The sequence below is a fragment of the Acidovorax sp. M14 genome (assembly GCF_049331375.1).
Classification (GTDB): domain Bacteria; phylum Pseudomonadota; class Gammaproteobacteria; order Burkholderiales; family Burkholderiaceae_C; genus Acidovorax.
This window is the reverse complement of sequence record NZ_CP186263.1, coordinates 208,288-229,822: the sequence shown is the minus strand read 5'-3', so window position 1 is coordinate 229,822 and position 21,535 is coordinate 208,288. Positions and strand designations below refer to the sequence as shown.

Annotated in this window: 20 protein-coding genes and 1 riboswitch; of the genes, 11 read left to right on the top strand and 9 right to left on the bottom strand. The window is 66.9% G+C overall.

Features of this window, described 5'->3' with window-relative positions:
• Positions 1-3: 3 nt before the first annotated feature.
• The gene (locus ACOYR4_RS01070) at positions 4-1,623 is read right to left on the bottom strand and encodes a 6-hydroxynicotinate reductase (protein ID WP_422848359.1); all 1,620 of its coding nucleotides are present in this window, start codon (positions 1,621-1,623) and stop codon (positions 4-6) included.
• Positions 1,624-1,798: 175 nt separating this feature from the next.
• On the opposite strand from ACOYR4_RS01070, the gene fdxA reads away from it, so the two are divergent.
• The 4 genes from fdxA (at position 1,799) to ACOYR4_RS01050 (ending at position 5,000) form a co-directional block, all read left to right on the top strand.
• Complete coding sequence (fdxA, locus tag ACOYR4_RS01065) at positions 1,799-2,128, top strand: ferredoxin FdxA (protein WP_056057161.1); 330 nt, start codon at positions 1,799-1,801, stop codon at positions 2,126-2,128.
• A gap of 66 nt (positions 2,129-2,194) precedes the next feature.
• Positions 2,195-2,971 (top strand): ferredoxin--NADP reductase, encoded by a 777-nt coding sequence (locus ACOYR4_RS01060; RefSeq protein ID WP_015012048.1) that lies wholly within the window; start codon positions 2,195-2,197, stop codon positions 2,969-2,971.
• A 50-nt stretch (positions 2,972-3,021) separates the two neighbouring features.
• Positions 3,022-3,744 carry a TetR/AcrR family transcriptional regulator gene (locus ACOYR4_RS01055; protein WP_110960511.1) on the top strand — a complete coding sequence of 241 codons (723 nt, stop codon included), beginning with the start codon at positions 3,022-3,024 and terminating at the stop codon, positions 3,742-3,744.
• Positions 3,745-3,812: 68 nt separating this feature from the next.
• Positions 3,813-5,000 carry an amidohydrolase family protein gene (locus ACOYR4_RS01050; protein ID WP_422848358.1) on the top strand — a complete coding sequence of 396 codons (1,188 nt, stop codon included), beginning with the start codon at positions 3,813-3,815 and terminating at the stop codon, positions 4,998-5,000.
• Positions 5,001-5,084: 84 nt separating this feature from the next.
• Here the strand turns inward: ACOYR4_RS01050 and ACOYR4_RS01045 are convergent, their stop codons facing one another.
• A complete protein-coding gene (locus ACOYR4_RS01045) occupies positions 5,085-5,882 on the bottom strand; it encodes a glycine zipper 2TM domain-containing protein (protein WP_422848357.1) in 798 nt (265 codons plus the stop codon).
• 317 nt (positions 5,883-6,199) lie between these two features.
• Positions 6,200-7,204 (bottom strand): YihY/virulence factor BrkB family protein, encoded by a 1,005-nt coding sequence (locus ACOYR4_RS01040; RefSeq protein WP_422848356.1) that lies wholly within the window; start codon positions 7,202-7,204, stop codon positions 6,200-6,202.
• A 300-nt stretch (positions 7,205-7,504) separates the two neighbouring features.
• On the opposite strand from ACOYR4_RS01040, the gene ACOYR4_RS01035 reads away from it, so the two are divergent.
• The 4 genes from ACOYR4_RS01035 to ACOYR4_RS01020 all read left to right on the top strand — a co-directional run bounded on the left by ACOYR4_RS01035 (position 7,505) and on the right by ACOYR4_RS01020 (position 12,171).
• Complete coding sequence (locus ACOYR4_RS01035; RefSeq protein WP_056057149.1) at positions 7,505-8,278, top strand: SDR family oxidoreductase; 774 nt, start codon at positions 7,505-7,507, stop codon at positions 8,276-8,278.
• 134 nt (positions 8,279-8,412) lie between these two features.
• A complete protein-coding gene (locus ACOYR4_RS01030; protein WP_422848355.1) occupies positions 8,413-10,104 on the top strand; it encodes a long-chain fatty acid--CoA ligase in 1,692 nt (563 codons plus the stop codon).
• A 107-nt stretch (positions 10,105-10,211) separates the two neighbouring features.
• Complete coding sequence (locus ACOYR4_RS01025) at positions 10,212-11,381, top strand: serine hydrolase domain-containing protein (protein ID WP_422848354.1); 1,170 nt, start codon at positions 10,212-10,214, stop codon at positions 11,379-11,381.
• Positions 11,382-11,628: 247 nt separating this feature from the next.
• The gene (locus ACOYR4_RS01020; protein ID WP_422848353.1) at positions 11,629-12,171 is read left to right on the top strand and encodes a shikimate kinase; all 543 of its coding nucleotides are present in this window, start codon (positions 11,629-11,631) and stop codon (positions 12,169-12,171) included.
• 68 nt (positions 12,172-12,239) lie between these two features.
• Here ACOYR4_RS01020 and ACOYR4_RS01015 read toward each other — a convergent pair whose 3' ends face one another.
• Positions 12,240-12,707, bottom strand: coding sequence for a hypothetical protein (locus tag ACOYR4_RS01015; protein WP_422848352.1), 468 nt, complete (start codon positions 12,705-12,707; stop codon positions 12,240-12,242).
• Positions 12,708-12,781: 74 nt separating this feature from the next.
• A complete protein-coding gene (locus tag ACOYR4_RS01010) occupies positions 12,782-13,711 on the bottom strand; it encodes a LysR family transcriptional regulator (RefSeq protein WP_422848351.1) in 930 nt (309 codons plus the stop codon).
• A 158-nt stretch (positions 13,712-13,869) separates the two neighbouring features.
• Here ACOYR4_RS01010 and ACOYR4_RS01005 point away from each other — a divergent pair, with 158 nt between their 5' ends.
• Positions 13,870-14,271, top strand: a complete 402-nt coding sequence (locus ACOYR4_RS01005; RefSeq protein WP_060986158.1) for a RidA family protein — start codon at positions 13,870-13,872, stop codon at positions 14,269-14,271.
• Between the two features lie 72 nt (positions 14,272-14,343).
• Here the strand turns inward: ACOYR4_RS01005 and metH are convergent, their stop codons facing one another.
• From metH to ACOYR4_RS00990, 3 genes are all read right to left on the bottom strand, one after another.
• Positions 14,344-17,055 (bottom strand): methionine synthase, encoded by a 2,712-nt coding sequence (gene metH / locus ACOYR4_RS01000; RefSeq protein ID WP_422849611.1) that lies wholly within the window; start codon positions 17,053-17,055, stop codon positions 14,344-14,346.
• Between the two features lie 59 nt (positions 17,056-17,114).
• Positions 17,115-17,216: riboswitch (S-adenosyl-L-homocysteine riboswitch) on the bottom strand.
• 18 nt (positions 17,217-17,234) lie between these two features.
• Positions 17,235-17,996, bottom strand: a complete 762-nt coding sequence (locus tag ACOYR4_RS00995; protein WP_422848350.1) for a hypothetical protein — start codon at positions 17,994-17,996, stop codon at positions 17,235-17,237.
• A gap of 88 nt (positions 17,997-18,084) precedes the next feature.
• Positions 18,085-18,540 carry a PACE efflux transporter gene (locus tag ACOYR4_RS00990; protein WP_060986160.1) on the bottom strand — a complete coding sequence of 152 codons (456 nt, stop codon included), beginning with the start codon at positions 18,538-18,540 and terminating at the stop codon, positions 18,085-18,087.
• 74 nt (positions 18,541-18,614) lie between these two features.
• Here ACOYR4_RS00990 and ACOYR4_RS00985 point away from each other — a divergent pair, with 74 nt between their 5' ends.
• Positions 18,615-19,556 (top strand): LysR family transcriptional regulator, encoded by a 942-nt coding sequence (locus ACOYR4_RS00985; protein WP_422848349.1) that lies wholly within the window; start codon positions 18,615-18,617, stop codon positions 19,554-19,556.
• A 33-nt stretch (positions 19,557-19,589) separates the two neighbouring features.
• Here the strand turns inward: ACOYR4_RS00985 and ACOYR4_RS00980 are convergent, their stop codons facing one another.
• Positions 19,590-20,426, bottom strand: a complete 837-nt coding sequence (locus tag ACOYR4_RS00980; RefSeq protein ID WP_422848348.1) for an MBL fold metallo-hydrolase — start codon at positions 20,424-20,426, stop codon at positions 19,590-19,592.
• Positions 20,427-20,524: 98 nt separating this feature from the next.
• On the opposite strand from ACOYR4_RS00980, the gene ACOYR4_RS00975 reads away from it, so the two are divergent.
• Positions 20,525-21,514 carry a GlxA family transcriptional regulator gene (locus ACOYR4_RS00975; RefSeq protein WP_422848347.1) on the top strand — a complete coding sequence of 330 codons (990 nt, stop codon included), beginning with the start codon at positions 20,525-20,527 and terminating at the stop codon, positions 21,512-21,514.
• Positions 21,515-21,535 lie beyond the last annotated feature (21 nt).

Here is a 21,535-nt window from a genome sequence, read left to right as displayed (position 1 = left end):
CACTTAGCCCAGCAGGGGAGGACGACCCAGCGGCCAAGGGTTGGCCGCGGGCAAGGTTTGCCACACGCGCGCCTGCGGAGCACCGTCGTTGTGCCACGCGCCCCGCTCCAGTACGTCGCGCAGGCTGCGGATCTGCTCGGTGTGTCCACCCAGCGCTTCGTAGTCCGCACGGCGCATGCTGAACTCGATGGGCGCCACGATGGCGGGCGTGGGCACGGTACCAAAGCTGTTGTCGGGCATGCGCAGCACGTCGGCCATCACGGTAATACCGCCACCCGGCCACACATAGGCCGGGGCACCACCACAGGTCACATTGACCAGCGCGTTCTTGATGGAGCGGGTGAGCAGCACCGGGTTTTCGGTCACCCCTGCGCGCAGGCTGCCGCCTGCACCGCCGAGGAACAGCACGGAGGCCAGCGAGGGCTCGCAGTTTTCGCCGATGCGGTCCACGATGCGGCGCACTTCGGTGGGCATCTCGGCCTCCACCGGGTGGAGTTGCGCGTCCAGCACGTACCAGGAGGCGTGCTCTCCGGTGGTGGAGGTCATCAACAGGCGCAGCCCCGGCCAGGCGACGGATTCGTCCCAGCCCTCAATGATGGACAGCGGGTCTGCAATGTCGGTGCCGCCCCAGCCAGTGCCCGGGTTGGCCACCTGAAAGTAGCGTCCCGGCGTGGACTTGCGCCCGCGCATCTGGATTCCCGAGGGCTTCATGTCCAGGCAACGGCCCGCCTGGTGCTCGGTGAGCACGCCGGTGATGTGGTCGTCCACCACCACCACCTCATCCGCATGGCCAAAGAACTGGCGCGCAAAGATGCCGATGGCCGCCGAGCCGCAGCCCACGCGCATGCGCTGCTCGGCCACACCGTTGACGATGGGCGCGCGGCCGGCCTGGATGATGAGCTGCGAGCCACCGTCGATGGTGAACTCCACCGCCTGCTTGTTGCCCAGGGCCTGCATCATCTCGGCGGTGATGCGGCCTTCCTTCTTGGTGCCACCCGTGAGATGGTGCACGCCACCCAGCGACAGCATCTGCGAGCCGTATTCGGCCGTGGTCACATGGCCCACCACCTCGCCCTTGCAGCGCACGTTGGCCTGCTCCGAGCCGAGGAAGCGGTCGGTGTCGATCTTCACCTTGAAGCTGCAGTAGCTGAAGATGCCCTCGGTCACCACGGTGACCATGTCCACGCCATCGGTTTGGGAGCCCACGATGAAGGGCGCGGGCTTGTAGTCCGGGTAGGTGGTAGACGAGCCCACACCCGTCACAAACACCTCTTCCGACAGCAGCAGGGCGCCGTTCCATGCGGGTTCAGGAGCCACTTCGGTCCCAGCACCTTCTGCAGCCTCAGCGCGGCCCGCAAATGGCACCAGCGTGGCCTCGCCTGCCTCCAGCGTCTTGCGCAGCAACACCACCGGGTCCAGCCGCACCAGCACGCCCGCCTGGTTGGCGTAGCGGTCGCAAGCGCCTGCGCGGCCTTCGGAAATCTGGCACAGCACCGGACACGCATTGCACTCGACCTTGGCGGCGTTCATGCGCTCGTTGCGCGGCCGGGCGCGCTCCAGCACCTGCGGCAACTCTGGCGCATCCATACCCGGCAGCCCATCGGTCTTGGTGTGTTCAGTCATCGTGGCGACCCATTCATTGCATTGTTGCAAGTGCTTGTACGCGCATTGCATTTTGTGTAGCATTCACTTAACTTAAATGTTGTGAACACTACATTCGATGTCAATGTAGCGGAATCAACCAGACTCTGCAATGGTGTTTTCGCACCCCCAAAAACGGTGCACGAGGAGCCCCAAAATGACGCACGTTGTGACGGACGCATGCATTCGGTGCAAGTACACCGACTGCGTCGATGTGTGCCCGGTCGATTGCTTCAAGGAGGGGCCGGAATATCTGGTCATTGACCCAGACGAATGCATCGACTGCGCGGTGTGCATTCCGGAGTGCCCGGCCAACGCCATCTATGCCGAAGACGACCTGCCCGAAGGCATGGAAATCTTTCTGCAGTTCAACAAAAAGCTGGCGCCCACGCTCCCCACAATCACCAAAAGAAAAGCGGCTTTGCCAGATGCGGAACAATGGAGGGTTGTGAGCCACAAGCTTTCAGGCCTGAACATTGCGCTGTAGAGCGCATGGGGCCCTGCTCTTCAGCCAAATTCCTTATTTGCTTCCAACTTTTCCATCTAACGCACCATGAGCGCCTTTCTTGACGAACGCGTCCTGACGGTCCACCACTGGACGGACCGCCTTTTCTCCTTCACCACCACGCGCGACACCGCGCTGCGCTTCTCCAACGGCCATTTCACGATGATTGGCCTGCGCGGCGAAAACGGCAAACCCCTGCTGCGCGCCTACAGCATCGTGAGCCCCAACTACGAAGAGCATCTGGAGTTCCTGTCCATCAAGGTGCCCGACGGCCCGCTGACCTCGCGCCTGCAGCACATCAAGGTGGGTGACACCATCGTGGTCGGCAAAAAGCCCACGGGCACCCTGCTGATCGACTACCTGCTGCCCGCCAAACGCCTGTACATGCTCTCCACCGGCACGGGCGTGGCACCGTTCCTGAGCCTGATCCGCGACCCCGAGACGTACGAGAAGTTCGAAGAGGTCATCCTGGTGCACGGCGTGCGCGAGGTGAAGGAGCTGGCCTACCACGACTACATCACCGAAGAACTGCCCAAGCACGAGTTCCTGGGCGAGATGGTCAGCAAGCAGCTCAAGTACTACCCCACCGTGACGCGCGAGGCCTTCAAGCACCAGGGCCGCGTCACCACGATCATCGAGAACGGCCAGCTGGCGCGCGACCTGGGCCTGCCTGCGCTCAACCCCGCCGAAGACCGCGTGATGATCTGCGGCAGCCCCGAGATGCTGCGCGACCTCAAGCACATGATGGAAGAGCGCGGCTTCAATGAAGGCAACACCACGAAGCCTGGCGACTTCGTGATCGAACGCGCGTTCGCAGAGCAGTGATCCCCGGCGGGCTCCACTCCCGGGGCCCGCGCCATCCACCAGGACCCGCCATGTCTGCCACTCCCACCAAGACCCGGACCGCGTCCCCCCGCGCAGCCTCTGCCCGCAAGACGGGCGTGCGCGAGCAGGCCGCACAGACCACGCGCGACAACATCCTGAAAGCGGCGACCAAGGTGTTCGCCCGCTACGGCTACGAAGGCGGCAGCGTGGAGAAGATCTCCAAGGCCGCCAAGTCCTTCGACCGGATGATCTACTACTACTTCGGCAGCAAGGAAGGCCTGTTCATCGAGGTGCTGGAGGAAACCTACCGGCGCATGAACGATGCCGAATCCAAACTGGACCTGGACACCGCCAAACCGGTAGAGGCACTGCAGGCCGTGATCCGCTTTGTGGTGGGCTACTACCGCAAGAACCCCGAGTTCATCACGTTGCTCAACACCGAGAACCTGCACAAGGGCAAGCACATCTCCAAGTCGATGCGGGCCCGCGAATACTCATCGCCCGCCATCGAGGTAATCCGCCGCGTGCTCGAAAGCGGCCAGGCGCAGGGCCTGTTCCGCAAGGACGTGTCGGCGCGCGATGTGTACCTGCTGATCGCAGCCACGGGCTACTTCTACATGTCCAACCGGCACACGCTGTCGGCCTTTCTGGGTGAAGACCTGGAGACGCCCGACGCGCTGGCGCACTGGGAGTCGTTCGTCATCGACACCGTGCTGCGCACCGTGGCGCCCGGCCCCCACCTGCCCAAGGGCAAGGCGGCAGCAACGGCCTGAATCGACAAGAGATTGTTCCCTGCGGAGTGCCGCGTGGCGCCCCGCCCACCACCCCACGAGGAGAATCCATGGCAGAAGCAGCAGCAGGCGGCAAATCGGGCAAGGTCGTCATCCAGAACATCGGTCTTTTGTTGTCGGGCGACCTGGACCGCCCCATCCTCGACGCCGACACCATCGTGGTGAATGACGGCCTCATCGTGGCCGTGGGCCGCTACAAGGACTGCGATACCGACCACGCGAACACCGTGATCGACGCGCGCCAGACCTGTGTGGCGCCGGGCCTGATCGACAGCCACGTGCACCCGGTGTTTGGCGACTGGACGCCGCGCCAGAACCAGATCGGCTGGATCGAATCGACCATGAACGGCGGCGTGACCACCATGGTGTCGGCCGGCGAAGTGCACCTACCCGGCCGCCCCAAGGACATCGTGGGCCTCAAGGCCCTGGCCATCACCGCGCAGCGTGCGTTCGACAACTTCCGCCCTGGTGGGGTGAAGGTGATCGCGGGCGCACCGGTCATCGAAAAAGGCATGACCGAGCAGGACTTCAAGGACATGGCAGACGCGGGCGTGACGCTGCTGGGCGAAGTGGGCCTGGGCTCCGTCAAGGCGGGCTACGAGGCCAAGGAGATGGTGGCCTGGGCGCGCAAGCATGGCATCCAGAGCACCATCCACACGGGCGGCCCGTCCATTCCGGGCTCGGGCTTGATCGACAAGGACGTGGTGCTGGAGGCGGATGCCGACGTGATCGGCCACATCAACGGCGGCCACACCTCGCTGCCCTGGAAGCACGTGTGCGAGCTGTGCGAGAAGTCATCGCGCGCCATCGAGCTGGTGCACAACGGCAACGAGAGGATCGCCATCCAGGCGGCGCGCGCAGCCATCGAGCTCAAGTGCCCGCACCGCGTGATTCTGGGCACGGACGGCCCGGCGGGCTCGGGCGTGCAGCCGCTGGGCATGCTGCGCATGATTGCGCTGCTGTCGAGCTTTGCCGACATCCCCGCCGAGCTGGTGTTCTGCTTTGCCACGGGCAACACGGCGCGCATCCGCAACCTCAACTGCGGCCTGATCGAAGTGGGCCGCGCGGCGGACTTTGTGTTCATGGACCGTGCCCAGCACACCGCTGGCGCCACGCTGCTGGAGAGCGTGCAGCTGGGCGACATCCCGGGCATTGGCATGGTGATGATCGATGGCCTGGTGCGCTGCGGCCGCAGCCGCAACACGCCGCCTGCGACCGAAATCCCGGTGGTGCTGTAACCCGCCAACCATCCACCAGCAACCAACAGCGACAAAAACAAAAGCCCGCATTGGCGGGCTTTTGTTTGGAGGGAAGCGACGGTCTCAGTAGGTGTCCGACACCCGCACAGCCCCTGGCTGGGGCTGTGGCTGCGCATAGGGGTCTGCCGCCCGGGCCGAGCCGCCCTGGTCCACGCGGAAGCCCTTGCCCTGCAGCACCACGGGCGTGCCCACTGCCGTGGGTTCTGCGCGCTGGAAGTGGCGCAGCGAGCCGTCTTCCATGCGCACCGCCACCTGGTACACCGTGTGGGTGCGGGTGCGCTCTTCAACCTTGTGGCCCACGTAACCACCGCCCACTGCGCCCAGCACGGTGGCGGCGGTGCGGCCGCTGCCCTTGCCGATCTGGTTGCCCACCACGGCACCCAGCACGCCACCGGCCACAGCGCCTACGCCCGTGGCGGGCGCGGCTTGCTGAACGGCCTGGACTGATTCAACGCGGCCACAGCTGCGGCACACGGGCGCCGCCGCACGCACGGGCTGGGCCACACCCCCGGGGGCCATGCCGCCCGCCATGTCGCCCGATCGGCCTGCGCTGCCGCCCGTTTGCGGACGGTAGTTTGCTCCGCTATTCATAGCGCTCTGGGCAGATGAGACCGGCGTTTGGGCGCGTCTTTCTTCAATGATCTCGGACTCAGGCGTGCGGGGGGCCGCTGCCAGGGTGGCGGGGGCTGCCGCATCGGCTGCCGCCGGTGCCCGGTTTTGCATCACCAAGGTGGCGCCCAGGGCCAGCACGCTCACGCCCAGTGCGCCAATGGCTGCCCACATCCATTTGATTGCCGGGCCGGCGGGGGCCGCAGCAGGGATCGAAGCAGGCGGGGTGGGAGAAGAAACCGTCAGGTTCATAGTCATTTCCTTGTTCGTATCGGAGAAGTCCGCAGGGGCGGGTGTGTAAAGAAAGCGCTGTGCGCCCGCTACGGGATGGGGCCGTGGTGTTTCAACGGACCAGATGAGCGAAAGGTACACAGCGGCGGACGCTGTGGTGTGGCCGGTTTGTAAGCGGCAGTAAGCAGCGGTAAACCTCTTTTGGCAGCATTTGTGCCCAAGGTCCTGGCGCAGAGCCCCTGCTGCCCCAGCCTGATAGCGCACCGGGCGCCGTCGCGACATCGGCCTCGGCGAGGCCTGTGCCAACCCATGTGTGTTCTGGGCGCTGTTGCCAACATTTACAGCTCCTGCACCCGTGCCCGGGCGGATGCAGCCCAGCGCGCCAAGGCCGCTGGCCGGCGGGGGCCGGAATGCAAGGCATCCTCCAGCGCCTGCGCACAACTCGCAGAAAACAGCAGGATGGCCGACGAAAAGTAAATCCACATCAGCAGCACCACCAGCGAGCCCGCCGCCCCGTACGCCGACACCACAGCGGCGGTGGACAGGTACCAGGCAAGCAGCTGCTTGCCCACCGTGAACAGCGAGGCCCCCACCACGGCGCCCATCACCAGGTAGCGCAGCGACGGCTTGGGGCCCGCACCAATGCGCATGAGCCCCACAAACAGCGCCACGGCCAGCCCGAAGGCAATGGCTTCGTTGACAAGCTGCAGCAGCGGCGCCAGGGGCGCCAAAACAGGCAGGTGGCCTGCGGCCAGATGCTGCCCGGCCCAACCCGCCAGCAGGTGGATCAAGGTGGACAGTGCCAGCGACACCAGCAGCAAGAACCCCAGCGCCAGCACATAGGCCAGCCCCCGCAGCCGCAGCGACGCCATGCGCCACCACGCGGCGCGCTGGGGCGGCGTGTCATCGTCGCGGCGCCACAGCCGCTCCAGCGCAGACTGCAACTCCACAAACACCCCGGTGGCGCCCGAGACCAGCACCACAAAACCGATGACCGATGCCAGCCGCCCCTCTGAAGGCGCCTGCGCGCTGGCCAGGGCCTGGCGCACCACGTCGGCCACCTGCTGGCCCATCACCGACTGCACCTGGGCGACCAGGCTGCTCTCCAGGTAGCCGCGGTCCACCCACCAGCCCAGCACGCCCACCAGCAACAGCAGCAGGGGCGCCAGGCTCAACATGCCGTAGAACGACATGGCCGCGCTCATGCGCAGCCCGTCGGCGTCCAGCCACATCTGCGCCGCACGCCAGAACGGCTGCACCAGGCGCCACATCGGCTGCAGGGGTTGGGCCATGCGGGCAAGCCAAGGGGTGGCTGTCGCCAGGGGCGGGGAAGACTCGTTCATCCCTGCGAGCCTAGGGCCGGGGCGCGCATCCGTCCATCCGCCGTGGCCGCAAGCGGGGGTAGGCGCCATCCCACAGGCGGCGACAAAGGCGTCATCGCACAGAGTTTCAAAGGTGACAGCGGCGGTTTTACACCGGGCGGACGCGGGGCTAGCATGAAGCGCTGACCGACCAGCTTGCACGGCGGCCACCGCCGCCTTCCCTGCCCCCCTTCGCCCCACCCGGCGCGCCACGAGCCACCGGGACCCGGGATCGGGCATTCATTCACCTTCACCCTCTCTCTGCACGAAAGCGTTTTCTCCATGAGTGTCAAGCAACTCTTCGATCTCACCGGCCAGGTCGCCCTGGTCACCGGCGGCTCGCGCGGCCTGGGCCTGCAGATGGCCGAAGCCCTGGGCGAAATGGGCGCCAAACTCGCCATCACCGCACGCAAGGCCGATGAGCTGGCCGAGGCCAAAAAGCACCTGGAAGGCATGGGCTACGAGGTGCTGACGGTGGTGAACGACCTGCAAAAGACCGAGGACATCCCCGGCCTGGTGGACCAGGTGGTCGAGCGCTTTGGCACCATCGACATCCTCGTCAACAACGCGGGCGCCACCTGGGGCGCCAAGGCCGAGGACTACCCCGACGCCGCCTGGCACAAGGTGATGGACCTGAACGTGAGCGCGCCGTTCTTCCTTTCGCGCGAAGTGGGCAAGCGCTGCATGATTCCGCGCGGCAAGGGCTCGATCATCGTCACGGCCTCGGTGGCCGCGCTCAAGGGCACGCCTCCGGGCATGAACACCATTGCCTACAACACCTCCAAGGCCGCCGCGCTGCACTTTGCGCGCACGCTGGCGTCCGAATGGGGGCACTACGGCGTTCGCGTCAATGCGATCTGCCCCGGCTTTTTCCCCAGCAAGATGGCCAGCGGCCTCATCGAAAAGCTGGGCCCTGCGATGATCGAGCGCACGCCCCTGCGCCGCATTGGCGGCGAAGAGGACCTCAAGGGCGCGGTGGTGTTCCTGGCGTCCAATGCCTCGCGGCACATCACAGGTGAGTCCATCGTGGTGGATGGTGGCGCCAGCTTGATTTGAAGCCCCCCTGAGGCGCTGCGCGCCTTCCCCCCGCTCTCGCTGCGGGGCGGCCCTTGCTTGGCGTCCCTCGCCTGGGCCGCGCCAGTTGCATAGCGCAATGCCCGAATCGACCACTGAGAAGAGAGGCCCATCCCATGTCCGACCGCCACCTCGCCCACTGGCCGCCCGGCCTGCCCTGCCACCTCACGCTGCCGCAGACGCACCTGTTCCACAACGCCGAGGTGTCGGCCGCGCGCTACCCGGACAAGCCGTTTCTGGTGTTCTACGACACGCTGGTGACCTTCCGCCAGTTCCAGCAGCAGGCCGAACACATCGCGGGCTTCTTGCAGCAGGTGTGTGGCGTGAAGGCGGGCGACCGCGTTCTGCTGTACATGCAGAACAGCCCGCAGTGGATTCTGGCGTTCTACGGCATCCTGCGCGCCAACGCGGTGGTGGTGCCGGTGAACCCCATGAACCGCACCGACGAGCTGCGCCACTACGTGCACGACAGCGGCGCGACCGTGGCCTTTGTGCCGCAGGACCTGCACGCGCAGGCGCAGCCGCTGGTGGATGTGGCCGGCGGTGAAGGCAAACTCCAGCACCTGATCGTGGCCGCGTATAGCGACTACCTGCAGGTGCCCACCGACCTGCCGGTGCCCGCGTTCGTCTCCGCTCCGCGCCAAGCCATTGATGCGCCCGGCGTCGCGCTGTGGAGCGACATGCTGGCGCAGCAGCGCACCCCCGGCCCCATCACCACCGGGCCCGACGACCTTTGCGTGATGCCCTACACCTCGGGCACCACCGGCCACCCCAAGGGCTGCATGCACACGCACCGCAGCGCCATGAGCACGCTGGTGGGCGGCGTGCAGTGGTTTGCGCGCACGCAGGATTCGACCTACCTCGCGGTGCTGCCGCTGTTCCATGTCACCGGCCTGTCGGGCAGCATGAACGGGCCGCTGTTTGTGGGCGCCACCGTGGTCGTGCTGCCGCGTTGGGACCGCGATGCGGCCGCACAGCTCATCCAGCGCTACCGGGTCACCATCTGGCAGGCCATCTCGACCATGGTGGTGGACTTTCTGGCCAACCCGCGCATCGCCGACTACGACATCAGCAGCATCCAGGCCATACGCGGCGGCGGCGCAGCCATGCCCAAGGCCGTGGCCCAGCGGCTGAAGGACCTGACCGGGCTCGACTACGTGGAGGGCTACGGCATGTCCGAGACCATGGCCGCCACCCACATCAACCCGCCCCACCGTCCCAAGCCGCAGTGCCTGGGCATCCCGGTGTTCGACGTAGATGCGCGTGTGGTGGACCCGGCCACGTTCGCCGAACTGCCCCCGGGCGAGATTGGCGAGATCGTGGTGCACGGCCCGCAGGTCATGCAGGGCTACTGGAACAACCCACAGGCCACCGCCGACAGCTTTGTGACGCTGGACGGCAAGCGCTTTTTGCGCACGGGCGACCTGGCGCAGGTGGACGAGGACGGCTACTTCTTCATGGTGGACCGGCTCAAGCGCATGATCAATGCGTCGGGCTTCAAGGTCTGGCCCGCCGAGGTCGAGGCCATGATGTACGCCCACCCTGCCATCCAGGAGGTGTGTGTGATCGCCGCGCACGACGAGCGCCGGGGCGAGACGGTCAAGGCCCTGGTCGTGCTGCGCGACGCCTTCAAGGGCCAGGTGAGCGAGCAGTCCATCATCGACTGGAGCCACGAACACATGGCCGCCTACAAAAGCCCGCGCATCGTGCAGCTGGTGGACAGCCTGCCCAAGTCCGGCACGGGCAAGGTGCAGTGGCGCGAGCTGCAGGAGCAGGAGCGCAGCCGCGCGGCCGGTGCGCCCCCCTGAAGCCACCATGGAAGGCCTGCGTCATACGCTCTGTTTTTGATAGCTACTAGCGCAATGTGCACTAGCGCAACCAGCCAAAATCACCTCAAAACCCACTTCCCACTGCCATGAACCCCACTGCCCTCGCCCGCCTGCGCTCCGTGCTGCAAACCCATGTGGACCAGGGCCTGCTGCCCGGTGCCGTGGCCCTCATCCACCACCAGGGCCACACGGTGCTGCACACGGCGGTGGGCCACCAGCGCCCGACCAGCGCCGAATCGGCGGTGCCCGCCATGGCGCCGGACACGTTGTTCCGCATTTATTCCATGACCAAGCCCATCGCCTCGCTGGTGGCGATGATGCTCATGGAAGAAGGCCGCCTGCTGCTGTCGCACCCCGTGGCGCACTACCTGCCCGCGTTTGCCGGCCAGCGCGTGTACGACGAAGCCACCGGCACCACCGCCCCCGTGCAGCGCGAGGCCACGGTGCATGACCTGCTGCGCCACACCGCCGGCCTGAGCTATGCCTGGGAGGCCGGCACCGTGCCCGACGCCTACCGCGCAGCACGCGTCGGCTCGCGCCGCCACAGCAATGCGGACCTGGTCGCGGCACTGGGCCCCTTGCCCCTGGTGCACCAGCCCGGCACCCGCTGGGAATACAGCCGCGCCACCGACGTGCTGGGCGCGGTGCTGGAGGTGATCGAGGGCGAGAGCCTGGGCGCCATCCTGCAGCGCCGCGTGTTCGGCCCGCTGGGCATGCACGACACGGGCTTCTCGGTGCCCGCCGCGCAGCAGCACCGCCTGGCCGAATCCTTTGAGCGCGACCCGCAGACCGGCATCGGCATGCCACTGATCGACGTGACCGCTCCGCCCGTGTTCGAGTCGGCCGGTGGCGGGCTGGTGTCTACCGCCAGCGACTACGCGCGCTTCTTGCAGCTCATGCTGGGCCGGGGCACCGCCCCCGGGTCCGACGGCCCCAATGGCCTTGGTGCCCCCGTTCGCCTGCTGGGCCGCGCCACCGTGGACTTCATGACCGCCGACCACCTGGGCAACCTGCCCGTAGCGGGCGACATCCTGCCCACCGGCTACGGCTTTGGCCTGGGCGTGGCCGTGCGCACTGCCACCGGCCAGGCCACCCGCCCCGGATCGGCCGGGCACTACAGCTGGAGCGGCCTGGGCGGCACCTTCTTTTTTGTGGACCCTGCAGAAGACCTGTTCGCCATCCTGCTCACGCAAGCGCCCGGCCAGCTGCGGTATCTGTGCGAGCTGTATCCGGCGCTGGTGTACGCCGCACTGTGACTAGGACACCCCCCTGAGGAGCTTCGCTCCTTCACCGCCGCTCTCGCGCTGCGCGCGGGCAGGGGGACGACGCCCTCGCTGCGGGGCGGCCCTTGCTCGGCGTCCACTGGTCTGGGTCGCGCCAGTTGCTAAGGGCGTGCCGGACATGCGGTACGCAGGGGCAGGCTTACACTCGGCGTCCAGTCACGGCATGCGACACAGCCCCCCGCAGTGCGCAGCCCGTCCCCCAGACCTCTTTTTTGAACCTATGCAGATTCGCTGCGCACTGGTCGGCATGCCCGGCTCGGGCAAATCCACCGTCGGCCGGCAACTGGCCCACCGGGCGGGTGTGCCCTTCATCGACCTGGACCACCGGCTGGAACAGACCCTGGGAACCACCATCCGCAGCTTCTTCGAGGCCGAGGGCGAAGCCCGCTTCCGCGACATCGAATCCCAGGTGCTGGCCGACGTGGCCCGCCAGCCCGGCGGCATGGTTCTGTCCACCGGCGGCGGCGCCGTGCTGCGCCCCGAAAACCGCGAGGTGCTGCGCCAGTTCGGCAACGTGCTGTACCTGCGCGCCTCGCCCGAAGAAATCTTCAAGCGTGTCAAACACGACAAGACCCGCCCCCTGCTGCAAGGCGGCAACCCCATGGACAAACTGCGCGACCTCTACGCCCAGCGCGACCATCTGTACCGCGAGACCGCCCACTACGTGATCGAGACCGGGCGGCCGTCGGTGCACACGCTGGTCAACATGGTGATGATGCAGCTGGAGATGGCGGAGAGTGCGGGTGGGTCGGGGTCGCACTGAGGCGATAACGCCTTGGTCCCACCCTGATCACAGGGCACCGTGCTGAACTGCAAGTCGTCTGGCTTTGCTCAGCAGATGTTGCCCCCGATGCTTTTCCCGTCTTTCAGATCAAAGCCGAAATAGCAGCTGTAGTCGGAAGGGGAATAGCGGATGCACTGAAGTCGGTCCCGGGCTCGTACCCGCGTTTTCGGGTCGGACCCGCACTCAGTCTTCACATCGGGCCCCATGCGGTCAAACAAGTCGCGGGCCGCTTTACCCTGCACATGGAATGACACTTTGGCGTCGTGGGCTGTGGGCGCCGTTGGGTCACCCAAACCTCCAGAATAGATTGCCTTTTGCGCATTGACTGGCTTGAATTCAAATGCCCAGTTTGCTGCCATGGCGCATGCCCCCATCCACATCAGCGCTCCCATGAGCACGATTGATTTTCCCGTCCCTTTTTCCATCCCAGCCTTCCCACTCTCTTGTGAATAACGGAGCATAGCCCTCGGCAGAACGCGACATTGATGGACACGCGCTATCAATGCGGTGCGCATGGCGTGTGCAAGCGCCTGCCGGGCAGGCAGTCTCTTCCGGCATTCCATGAACGGTTTCTGTGGTCGAAGGTTTCCTATAGCGTCGTCGAAGTACGCTGAAGCGGCGCATGCAGCGCCATCAACCCCGCCACCCATTCAATGAACACCCGCACCTTGGCGCTCACGTGCCGCTGGGGTGGGTAAGCCACGTACAGCGGCATGGGCGCAAGCGTCCAGTCTTGCAGCAGGGGCACCAGCTCGCCGGTGGCCACGTGGGGGCGGGCCATGTAGTCGGGCAGCCAGAGCACGCCCAGGCCCGCCAGGCCTGCGGCCAGGTAGGCGTTGCCGTCGTCCACAGCGCAGATGTCGTGGCCCTGGGCGCGCACGTGTTCGGTGCCGCGGCGCATCTCGAAAGGCAGAGGCTGGCCGGTGCGCGCCCACAGAAAACCCACGGTGCGATGGTGAGGTCCTTCCAGCGCCTGCGGGTGCTCGGGCGTGCCTGCGCGCTGCAGGTAGCTGGGGGCGGCGTACACACGCAATTGCAGGTCGCCCACATGGCGTGCGACGAGCGCGGGGTTGGTGATCGCGCCGCCGCGCACCACGCAGTCCACGTTGTCGCCCACCATGTCCACGGGCCGGTCGCTCACGCCCATGTGCAGGAGGATGTCGGGGTAATGCGCGTGGAACGCGGGCAGCGCGGGGATGAGGACCAGGCGCGCCAGGGGGCTGGGCACATCTACCCGCAGGCGGCCCCGGGGCGCGGCGGCGGCGGTGGAAACGCTGGCGTCGGCGTCGTCCAGGTCGGCCAGCAGGCGCACCACGCGCTCGTAGTACGCAGCGCCGTCGGGCGTGACCTGCACGCGCCGGGTGGTGCGGTGCAGGAGCTTCACGCGCAGGCGGGCTTCGAGCTGCTGCACCAGCTGCGTGACGGTGGTGCGGCTCAGGTGCAGGGTGAGGGCGGCCTTGGTGAAGCTGCCGGATTCCACAACGCGGGCGAAGGCCTGCAGGGCGTCAAAACGGTCCATGGCGTGTAGTTGGTTGAGGCGCGCCGAACGGGCGACATGCCCGCCATTGTTTGGTGATCAGGAACAGTGGTGCGCAGATTAGCCTGTTTATCAGAACAACGCACGCTTCTACAGTGCCTGCATCGCAACCCTCTGCCCTGCAGAACGAAAGGATTTCCATGCCCCAACGTGATGTTGTCTTTCCCGCAGGCCGCCAGGCGCTGTACGAGCGCAACCGCTATTCGCCCGCCGTGCGGGCCAACGGTTTCCTGTTTGTGTCCGGCCAGGTGGGCAGCCGCGAAGACGGCTCGCCCGAGCCCGACCTGGCCGCGCAGGTGCGCCTGGCGTTCAGCAACCTCAATGCCGTGCTGCAGGCAGCGGGCTGCACGTTTGATGATGTGGTGGATGTGACGATGTTCGTGGTCAACCCCGAGGCGAACTTCGAGACCGTCTGGGGCGTCGTGCCCGAATTCTGGGGCGAGGCGCCCCACCCCACGCTGACGGGCATCGGGGTGACCTGGCTGTACGGCTTTCAGTTCGAGATCAAGGTGATTGCGAAGCTGCCGGAGAGCGCGGTTTGATGGCCGATTTTTGAATCAAATAGGCCGCTAGCGCTTGTTGGTCAAGCGCTAGCAGCTATTTCATTCATAGCATCACAGATTCGGCGCCAGCAGCCGCTCCAGCACCTTCTCATCCATGCCCCGGCGCTCGGCCATGTCGTGCAGCTGGTCTTCGCCGATCTTGCCGACGTTGAAGTACACCGCCTCGGGGTGGCCGATGTAGAAGCCGCTCACGCTGGCGGCGGGCGTCATGGCCAGGCTTTCGGTCAGGCCCATGCCGATCTCTTCGGCGTTCAGCACGCGGAACAGGTCGGTCTTGGCGCTGTGGTCAGGGCAGGCGGGGTAGCCAGGCGCGGGGCGGATGCCGCGGTACTTCTCGGCAATCATCTCGTCGTTGCTCAACTGCTCGCCCGCCGCGTAGCCCCACAGGTCGGTGCGCACGCGGTGGTGCAGGCATTCGGCAAAGGCTTCGGCAAGGCGGTCGGCCAGGCTCTTGAACATGATGGCGGAGTAATCGTCCAGCGCGTCGATGAAGGCTTTTTCCTTCTTCTCCACACCCAGGCCCGCTGTGACGGCGAACAGGCCTGCGTAGTCGGCAATGCCGCTCTCCTTGGGCGCCACAAAGTCGGCCAGGCAGCGGCTGGGGCGGGTCACGCCGTCGATGGTGTGCTTTTCGGCCTGTTGGCGCAGGCCATACCAGGTCATGGCCACCTCGGTGCGGGTGTCGTCGGTGTAGAACTCGATGTCGTCGCCCACGCTGTTGGCGGGCAGCAGCGCCATCACGCCGCTAGCGGTGAGCCACCGGCCTTCGATGATCTTTTTCAGCATGGCCTGGCCGTCGGCGAACACGCGCGTGGCTTCCACGCCCACAATCTCGTCCGTGAGGATCGCGGGGTACGGGCCGGCCAGGTCCCAGGTCTGGAAGAACGGGCCCCAGTCGATGTACTTGGCCAGCTCAGCCAGGTCGAAGTTCTTGAACACCCGGCGGCCCAGCGCGCGGGGTACGGCAGGCTGGTAGGCCGACCAGTCGATCGGCGTCTTGTTGGCGCGGATCTTGGCCAGGGGCCACAGGGGCGTGGCCTTTTTGTTGGCGTGCTGGGTGCGCACTTTTTCGTAGTCGGCATTCAGCTCATCCACATAGCTCTGCACGCCGTCGCCCAGCAGGCTTTGCGCCACGCTCACGCTGCGCGAGGCGTCGGGCACGTAGACCACGGGGCCTTCGTAATGCGGCGCGATCTTGACGGCGGTGTGCACGCGGCTGGTGGTGGCGCCGCCGATCAGCAGCGGGATCTTCTTGACGCGGAAGTGCTCGTCTTTCTGCATCTCGCCGGCCACGTACTGCATCTCTTCGAGGCTGGGGGTGATGAGGCCCGACAGGCCCACGATGTCCGCCCCCTCGACCTTGGCCTTGGCCAGGATCTCGTGGCAGGGGACCATCACGCCCATGTTCACCACCTCGAAGTTGTTGCACTGGAGCACGACGGTGACGATGTTCTTGCCGATGTCGTGCACGTCGCCCTTGACGGTGGCAATGACGATCTTGCCCTTGCTGCGCACGTCGCGGCCGGCCAGCTCGTCCTGGCGCTTTTCTTCCTCGATGTAGGGAATCAGGTGGGCCACGGCCTGCTTCATCACGCGCGCGCTTTTCACCACCTGCGGCAAGAACATCTTGCCCGCGCCGAACAGGTCGCCCACCACGTTCATACCATCCATGAGCGGGCCTTCGATCACATGCAGCGGGCGGCCGCCCTTGGCCAGAATCTCGCGGTAAGCCTCTTCGGTGTCTTCGGTGATGAAGTCGGTGATGCCGTGCACCAGCGCGTGCGAAAGGCGCTCGCCCACGGTCTTGGGGTGCTCGGGCGTGCCGCGCCATTCGAGCTTTTTGCTCTCGTCCTTGGCGCCGCTCTTGGCCGTCTCGGCGATCTCGACCAGGCGCTCGCCCGCGTCCGGGCGGCGGTTGAGCACCACGTCCTCCACGCGCTCGCGCAGCGTGGGCTCCAGGTCGTCGTACACGCCCACCATGCCGGCGTTGACGATGCCCATGTCCATGCCGGCCTTGATGGCGTGGTACAGGAATACGGTGTGGATGGCCTCGCGCACGGGGTCGTTGCCACGGAAGCTGAACGACACGTTGGACACACCGCCCGAGACCTTGGCGCCCGGCAGGTTCTGCTTGATCCAGCGCGTGGCTTCGATGAAATCGACCGCGTAGTTGTTGTGCTCTTCAATGCCGGTGGCCACGGCAAAGATGTTGGGGTCGAAGATGATGTCTTCGGGCGGGAAGCCCACCTCATCCACCAGCACGCGGTAGGCGCGCTCGCAGATCTCGATCTTGCGGGCGTAGGTGTCAGCCTGGCCCACCTCGTCAAACGCCATCACCACGGCGGCAGCGCCGTAGCGCTTGACGAGGCGCGCCTCGTGCTTGAACTTCTCCACGCCCTCTTTCATGCTGATGGAGTTGACGATGCCCTTGCCCTGGATGCAGCGCAGCCCGGCCTCGATCACCTCCCACTTGGAGCTATCGACCATGATGGGCACGCGGGCGATGTCGGGCTCGGACGCGATGAGTTGCAGAAACCGCACCATGGCGGCCTTGCTGTCGAGCATGGCCTCGTCCATGTTGATGTCGATGACCTGCGCGCCGTTTTCCACCTGCTGGCGCGCCACGGCCAGGGCTTCTTCGTACTGGCCGTTCAGGATCATGCGCGCAAACGCCTTGGAGCCGGTGACGTTGGTGCGCTCGCCAATGTTGACGAACAGCGTGCCCTCGCCGATGGAGACGGGCTCCAGGCCGGACAGCTTCATGGGGGGCAGGGACGGGGCAGACGCGGACATAGGACTCACCTGTGCAGGGGCAGCAGAAAAACAGGTGAGCGTCGTTGCGGTGGGGCTTGAATAGCTTGTGAAGTGCCCAAGCCTGACGGCTTCACCATGGCGGTGGGGCCGCTGCAACGCTCCTTGGGCAAGGGGCAGATTTTACCGGGTCAGCGCACCGGCAGGAACTGCAGGAAGGTGCCGCCCACAATGCCCTGCACATAGCTGATGGCCGCGCGGCGGTACTTTTCGGTGGTGAAGGCGGCCAGCAGGTCCAGCCGCGCGATGATCTTGCCGAACTCGCGCTCGAAGCTCAGGTTGCGGCCCTGGGCGCCGATCTCGTCGGCGAGCAGCAGGGGCTGGCCCTGGGCGTTGCGGCGCTGCGCCAGCAGCCACACGGCGGTCTCGACGTTGCGTGCGGCGTTGTAGAGGTGCTGGGCATCCATGCCGTCGAGCAAGAAGAACTCCGTCTTGCCGCCGTGGGCGGTGATGATCATGTCGGCCGTGGCATGGATGAAGGCCGCCACACGATCGCCCCCGAACTCGGGCGCCAGCGCCAGCGCCATGGCGGCGATGTCGCGGCGGCCCTGCAGCGGCGCCCAGGGCTGGCGCTGCAACACGGCGGCGCGCAGCTGCTCCAGCGCCTGCTCGCGGCTGGTGGCGGTGCCTTTGCGCCACTCGGCGGGGTTGCGGCGGTAGAGCTTGTCGGCCAGGCGCAGCAGGCCTTCCAGGTTCTCTTGCATGGCCAGGGTGGCCATGCGGTTGGCGTCGGACTGGGCCATTTCGGCGGCATGGGTGGGCGAGCCCTTCACCTCGCCGCGCGGCGTGGGGGCGTTGCTGGCACAGCCTGCCAATACGCAGCAGGACACCGCCACGCCAGCCCACCGGCCCGGCAATCCCCGCAGCAGCAACAACAAAAACGCCCCTCTCATGGGGCCGATTATGGGTGGCGGCTGAGCGCCCCTGCCCGCCGAAGAACGGCGGTTGACATTGGTTGAAGAAGCGGGTCTTGGACCCTTGCTACGACGCCGCCATGGCCGATGCGGGCAGGCCGAACAGGTGGTCAAACACCCAGTTGAAGACAAAGGTGTAGCCAAGGAAGAACACGATGAGCCCCAGGTCCATCACAAACGCGTGCCACAGGCTCACGCCGAACCACCAGGCAAACAGCGGCACCAGCGTGAAGACCAGGCCGCCCTCGAACCCGATGGCGTGTGCCACGCGCCGCGCCACGCTGCGCCCGCGCACGGGCTGGCGCGCCTCCCAGCGCTCGAACGCCCAGTTGAAGACGATGTTCCAGACGATGGCGATCGCCGAGGCCGCCACCGCCACCACGCTCGAATGCCCAGCGCCCTGGCCCGTGAGCAGCGCCAGGCCCATCGTGGCGGCGCCAATGGCAATCAGTTCGTACAGGGTCACATAGATCAGGCGGCGCTTGACGCCTTGCAGGCCAAAAAGAGTCGGTGTCTTGTCCATGGCCTGTACTTTATATTCGCCACACTGACACATAAAGTCAGCTTATTTCAGTTTTACTGATAGATCAAACCACCATGGCCTTCAACTCCGACAGCGTGCAGGTGTTTCTGACCGTGCTCGACCACGGCTCGTTCTCGGCCGCCGCGCGGGCGTTGTCGCGTGTGCCCTCGGCCGTGAGCATGACCATTGCCCACCTGGAGGCCGAACTGGATGTGCAGCTGTTTGACCGCAGCGGGCGCGAGCCCCGGCCCACCGCCGCCGCCCGCGCGCTGGAGCCCCAGGCCCGGCTGCTGGCGGGGCAGCTGCAGCAGCTCAACGCCCAGGCGCTGGCGCTGACCCAGGGGCTGGAGGAGCGGCTCACGCTGGCCATCGCGCCCGAGCTGCTGGCCGCGCGCTGGACGGAGGCGCTGGCGGCATTGGCGCAAGAGCACCCGCTGCTGCAGATCGAGGTGCTGGCCGCGCCGCAGGTGGATGCGCTGGCGCTGCTGCACAGCGGCCGCGCGCAGCTGGCGCTGGTGTTTGAGCGGCCCAGCATCGACGGGCGCGAGGGCTTTCAGGAAGTGGGCACCGAAACCCTGGTGGCGGTGATGGCGCCGCAGCACCCGGTGCTGGTGGCCGCCCGCGCCGCCGCCCAGGCACGGGGTGCCCCACCGGAGGGCGCCATGCTGCGCGAGGAGCACCTGACCACCACACGCCAGATCGTGGTGGCCAGCCGCGACCTGGCGCAGACCGACCCGCGCTTTGTGTTTGCCCGCCACCACTGGCGCACCGACAACCACCTGGCCGCGCTGGGCCTCATCGAAGCCGGGATGGGCTGGGGCTGGCAGCCGCGCGCGCTGGTGCAATCGCGCATCGAGGCGGGGCGGCTGGTGGAGATGCCGTTCGAGAACCTGAGCAACGGCGCCGCGCTGTGGGTGGACGTGGTGTGGTCCAAGGAGCGCCCACTGGGTCTGGGCGCTGCGCGCTTTGTGGCGCTGATGCGGGACCAGCGGGCGCTGGAGGCCGAGCTGGCGTGATTTGCAGCCTTTTCGGGCGGTAGCGCTAGTCGATCATGCCTCTGCAGCTACTGAATTCATAGCATCGCTTTTGACGGTGGGCACGGGGTAGTGCCGGCACTCGCCGTCCTCAGGCACCCACAGGCGGTGCGCCCATCCGCCATGCTGCGCCAGGGCGCGCACCTGGGCGCGGGTGGTGGGGCAATGGTCCAGGGCCTCCAGGTGGTTGACGACCACCGCGCCGGTCGTCAGCGCGGCGGCCTGCGCGACCTCGGCGGCGTCCATCAGGATGTCGGCGCCCAGGTCAAACCGGGCGCCACCGGCGGGCAGCACGGCCACATCGGGCTGCAGGTGCTGCATGCAGTCGCGCACCGGGGGCGTCAGCACGGTGTCTCCGGCCAGGTACACGCTGGGCTCGCCCGGCAGCTCCAGCAGGTAGCCGTGGCCGTGCTCCATCAAGCGCGCCACCCAGCCCCGGCCGTGGGTGCAGGCCACGGGCGTGACCTGCCCGCCCAGCGCAAACGGCTGGCGGCCCTCGCCCGCCAGCGGCTGCACCTGCAGGCCGCGCTGCGCGAGGTAGGCGGCGTCGTGCGGCATGCAGAAGACGGGAATCTGGCGCTCGCGCAAAAACTGCTTGCCCGCGCGGTCCAAGTGGTCAAAGTGCCCGCGCTGGCAATGGGTGATGAGCGCGTGGGTCACGCGCTGCAGCGCCACGTCGGCCTCGGCGGGCAAGTCCACCAGGGGGTTGCGCTGGCGTCGGGTGCCCAGGTAGCGCAGCGCGGGCAGGCTGCCCCGGGGCGCAAGCATGGGGTCCACCAGCAGGCCGACGGGGCGGCCCGCGTGCTGGAACTCCAGCAGCACGGTGGCATTGCGCAATTGGGTGATGAGCATGGGGTGCTTTCAGTGGGAGGAGGTGTTGCCATTGTTGAAAAGCAGGCCTTCCGCGAAAATGGCGCAGATTGACAATTTCTTGCGCTTTTGTGCCACCCATGGTTTCCACATCCTCCACACCCCAGCCGCCCTTGCGCGTGGCACTGCTGGTCTACCCGGGCTGCATGCCCGCCGGCCTGTTTGCGGCGGCGGACATGGCACGCGCCGCCAACCTGCGTGCGCAGAGAAGCGTGATGGACATCTGCTGGGCGGGGGTGGACCTGTCGCCCGTGCCCACCTGGCAGGGCCCCGCGCTGGCCCCCACCGTGGCGCTGCAGCAGGCTGAGGCCGATGTGGTGCTGGTGCCGGGCCTGTGGCTCTCGTCGCCTGACCAGCTGCAGGAGCCGCTGCAGCAGCTGGCCCCGGTGGTGCAGGCCTTGCGCGCACTGCCCCGGCGCACGCAGGTGTGGAGCTACTGCGCGGGCGTGGTGCTGGCGGCCGCCAGCGGGCGGCTGCGCGGCCAGGGCGCCACGGCCACCTGGTGGTTGCGCGCCGCGCTGGAGCAGCAGTTTGCGCAGGTGGACTGGCGCTTTGACGAGCCGCTGGTGGCCGGCCCCACCGCCACCACGGCCGCCGGGGCCAACGGCTATCTGCCGCTGATGCTGCACGCGCTGGCCGCCCGCCTGCCACCCCAGGCATTGAACGACCTGCAGGAGCTGCTGATGCTGCCCCGCCCCCGCACGGCGCACCCGGCATTTGCCGGGCACGATCTGATGACGCTGGCAGACGCCGACCTGCGCCGCGCCATGCTGTGGGTGCAGCGCAGCCCCGCCACCAACCTTCGACTGCCCGCGCTGGCCCAGGCGCTGGGCCTCTCGCCCCGCACACTGGCGCGGCGGGTGCAGGCCCACACGGGCCTGACGGCGGCCCTGTGGATGCGCCGCATCAAGCTGCGCCAGGCCAGCGAGGCGCTGTGCGACACGCCGCTGCCGCTCAAGCGCATCGCCGAAGACCTGGGCTTTGCCAGCGAGGCCGGACTGCACCGCGCGTTCCGCCAGGCCACGGGGCAGACGCCGCTGGCCTACCGCATGGCGCATGGGGCGCGCTGAGCGGATTCTGTGGCCCGTTTC

Coding starts and splice junctions, on each gene's coding strand:
- ACOYR4_RS01070 (WP_422848359.1), bottom strand. CDS start 1,623: ATGACTGAACACACCAAGACCGATGGGCTGCCGGGTATGGATGCGCCA.
- fdxA (WP_056057161.1), top strand. CDS start 1,799: ATGACGCACGTTGTGACGGACGCATGCATTCGGTGCAAGTACACCGAC.
- ACOYR4_RS01060 (WP_015012048.1), top strand. CDS start 2,195: ATGAGCGCCTTTCTTGACGAACGCGTCCTGACGGTCCACCACTGGACG.
- ACOYR4_RS01055 (WP_110960511.1), top strand. CDS start 3,022: ATGTCTGCCACTCCCACCAAGACCCGGACCGCGTCCCCCCGCGCAGCC.
- ACOYR4_RS01050 (WP_422848358.1), top strand. CDS start 3,813: ATGGCAGAAGCAGCAGCAGGCGGCAAATCGGGCAAGGTCGTCATCCAG.
- ACOYR4_RS01045 (WP_422848357.1), bottom strand. CDS start 5,882: ATGAACCTGACGGTTTCTTCTCCCACCCCGCCTGCTTCGATCCCTGCT.
- ACOYR4_RS01040 (WP_422848356.1), bottom strand. CDS start 7,204: ATGAACGAGTCTTCCCCGCCCCTGGCGACAGCCACCCCTTGGCTTGCC.
- ACOYR4_RS01035 (WP_056057149.1), top strand. CDS start 7,505: ATGAGTGTCAAGCAACTCTTCGATCTCACCGGCCAGGTCGCCCTGGTC.
- ACOYR4_RS01030 (WP_422848355.1), top strand. CDS start 8,413: ATGTCCGACCGCCACCTCGCCCACTGGCCGCCCGGCCTGCCCTGCCAC.
- ACOYR4_RS01025 (WP_422848354.1), top strand. CDS start 10,212: ATGAACCCCACTGCCCTCGCCCGCCTGCGCTCCGTGCTGCAAACCCAT.
- ACOYR4_RS01020 (WP_422848353.1), top strand. CDS start 11,629: ATGCAGATTCGCTGCGCACTGGTCGGCATGCCCGGCTCGGGCAAATCC.
- ACOYR4_RS01015 (WP_422848352.1), bottom strand. CDS start 12,707: ATGCGCACCGCATTGATAGCGCGTGTCCATCAATGTCGCGTTCTGCCG.
- ACOYR4_RS01010 (WP_422848351.1), bottom strand. CDS start 13,711: ATGGACCGTTTTGACGCCCTGCAGGCCTTCGCCCGCGTTGTGGAATCC.
- ACOYR4_RS01005 (WP_060986158.1), top strand. CDS start 13,870: ATGCCCCAACGTGATGTTGTCTTTCCCGCAGGCCGCCAGGCGCTGTAC.
- metH (WP_422849611.1), bottom strand. CDS start 17,055: ATGAAGCTGTCCGGCCTGGAGCCCGTCTCCATCGGCGAGGGCACGCTG.
- ACOYR4_RS00995 (WP_422848350.1), bottom strand. CDS start 17,996: ATGAGAGGGGCGTTTTTGTTGTTGCTGCTGCGGGGATTGCCGGGCCGG.
- ACOYR4_RS00990 (WP_060986160.1), bottom strand. CDS start 18,540: ATGGACAAGACACCGACTCTTTTTGGCCTGCAAGGCGTCAAGCGCCGC.
- ACOYR4_RS00985 (WP_422848349.1), top strand. CDS start 18,615: ATGGCCTTCAACTCCGACAGCGTGCAGGTGTTTCTGACCGTGCTCGAC.
- ACOYR4_RS00980 (WP_422848348.1), bottom strand. CDS start 20,426: ATGCTCATCACCCAATTGCGCAATGCCACCGTGCTGCTGGAGTTCCAG.
- ACOYR4_RS00975 (WP_422848347.1), top strand. CDS start 20,525: ATGGTTTCCACATCCTCCACACCCCAGCCGCCCTTGCGCGTGGCACTG.